The organism is Mesorhizobium sp. B1-1-5, assembly GCF_006443065.1.
GTDB lineage: Bacteria > Pseudomonadota > Alphaproteobacteria > Rhizobiales > Rhizobiaceae > Mesorhizobium.
In genome coordinates, this window is sequence record NZ_VFWS01000270.1 from 1 (window position 1) to 1,895 (window position 1,895).

The 1,895-nt window shown below is 65.3% G+C and carries 3 protein-coding genes; 2 read left to right on the forward strand and 1 reads right to left on the reverse strand.

The features are described 5' to 3' along the window. Nucleotides 1-109, forward strand: a 109-nt coding sequence (locus FJ980_RS36000; RefSeq protein ID WP_140547274.1) for an aconitase family protein, incomplete at its 5' end; no start/stop codon positions are given. Between the two features lie 88 nt (nt 110-197). Here the strand turns inward: FJ980_RS36000 and FJ980_RS30290 are convergent. Then, nucleotides 198-512, reverse strand: a complete 315-nt coding sequence (locus FJ980_RS30290; protein ID WP_140492726.1) for a hypothetical protein — start codon at nt 510-512, stop codon at nt 198-200. A gap of 160 nt (nt 513-672) precedes the next feature. On the opposite strand from FJ980_RS30290, the gene FJ980_RS30295 reads away from it, so the two are divergent. After that, nucleotides 673-1,821: a GGDEF domain-containing protein gene (locus FJ980_RS30295; protein WP_140547275.1), complete on the forward strand. Its 1,149-nt coding sequence runs from the start codon at nt 673-675 to the stop codon at nt 1,819-1,821. The last annotated feature ends 74 nt before the right edge of the window (nt 1,822-1,895 follow it).

Here is a 1,895-nt window from a genome sequence, read left to right on the forward strand (position 1 = left end):
TTTCGAGGGCCGGCAGGGCTTCAAGGGGCGCACCCATCTGGTGTCGCCGGCCATGGCTGCGGCGGCGGCGATCGCCGGCCACTTCGTCGATATTCGCGACTGGAAGTAAATCGCGGCTGGTTCGATCGAAACGCAAGGGCCCGGATCGCGATGCGATTCGGGCCTTCTGCTTAAGCGTTCAGAGCATGTTTGGAGCTTCACCGGTCGTCGCGGCGGATGATCTCGTGGAACTGCTCGCGGCGCCCGGGTTCTTCGGCGGCGACCACCAGGGCCAGCCCGCGTTCATCGAAGAGTTTGAACCATTCGTCCCACTCGACCAGCTCATAACCTCCGGCATTGATCGGGCGCTCCGGCTGGTCTTCGTCCTCATAGGCGTGCTGGCCGAATACCAGCCGCAGCATCGCCTGCGTGCCGGCCTCGGGCGACACGTCGACAATGGCCGGAAAGCCGGCGCGTGAAGCGGCCCATGAACGGATTGCCTCGTGATCGGTCAGGGTGATTGTATCGGCCATTATCGGTTCCTCTTCTGCGCTGGACAAACGCAGGTCCGGCGCGCCGGTTCCACGTCACGCTCCGCACCAGCGTGACGCATATTCGCTTTCGCTTAACCGCTTGTTTGGGCTTGCAGCCTAAGGTCTTCCCCGACGTCAAGCGAGGGGAAGTCACGGTCCTTTGGACACCGGCCTGCTGATAGCGTTGCTAAACCCGACGATCGCGCTGGCCCTCGGCGCGGCGTTCCTCGTGCTTTGGTTCTATCAGCGCCACCGTCCCTATCTGGCCGTGCTGGCGGTAAGCTATTCGCTTGCGGCGGCCGGGTTCCTGTTCCAGCATTTCACGCTGCCCGTTGGCCTGGCACCGTCGAAGCTGCTCTCCAACCTATGCTTCTGCGTTGCCGGATCCTGCCTGGCCGGCGCGATCGTGGCGCGGCATGGCCGGCGAGTGCCCTATGCCGGGCTTTGCGTCTTGGCGAGCGGCGGCATGGCCGCCTTTTGCTGGTTCCTGTTCGTCCAGCCGGACCTGACATGGCGGGTCCTCGTCATCAATTTCGCGCTCGGCGGCATCAGCCTGGTGGCGGCCGCCGAATTGCGCAAGGTGCGTGGCAATGGCCCGACGGAAAATATCCTGTTCGTCCTGGCGTTGCTCGCGGGGCTGAATTTCTTCGTGCGCACGCTTGCCGTCATCGTCGCGCACGGGCCTTTCGCGACCTATGACGAGCTCTATACATCATCCTATTGGACGACGGCGTTGCTGTCGCATGCGCTGCTGTCGCTGCTGATCGCGCTTTGCCTGTTCTCCGCAGCCGCGCTCGACGTGATGAAGGCGTTGAAGGTCGAAACCTACACAGATCCGCTGTCTCGCCTCCTCAACCGGCGCGGCTTCGAGCAACGGGCGGCACTGCTCTTGCAACGCTGCGCGGCGGCGAAATTGCCGGTGGCCCTTGTGCTGGCCGATCTCGACCACTTCAAGGCGCTCAACGACCTGCATGGGCATGCCGCGGGCGACCGGGTGAGCGCCGACTTCGCCGCCAAGCTTCGCGCCGCCGCCGGTACGCGCTTGACCGATCTTGCCGCCGCGCGGCTGCTCGCAGAGGCCGTGCGCGTGGCCTACTCGGCCGGCGGCGTCGACGGACTTCCGCCCGGCACCAAGGTCACCGCCAGTTTCGGCGTGGCGGCGCGCAGCGGCGACGAAGCTCTGGAGCCGTTGATGCGCCGCGCCGACGAGGCCCTCTACAAGGCCAAGAAGAACGGCCGCGACAGCGTGCGCCTGTCCTATGAGCGGCCGGAAACGCTGTTCGTGCCGGAGCCGCTCAAAGCCGGCTGAAGGCGATCGGCCGACGCCTTCATCATCCAGGACCCGCGCCGCACCGCTTCTTTCCTTGCTTCGCCCTTCAGGGC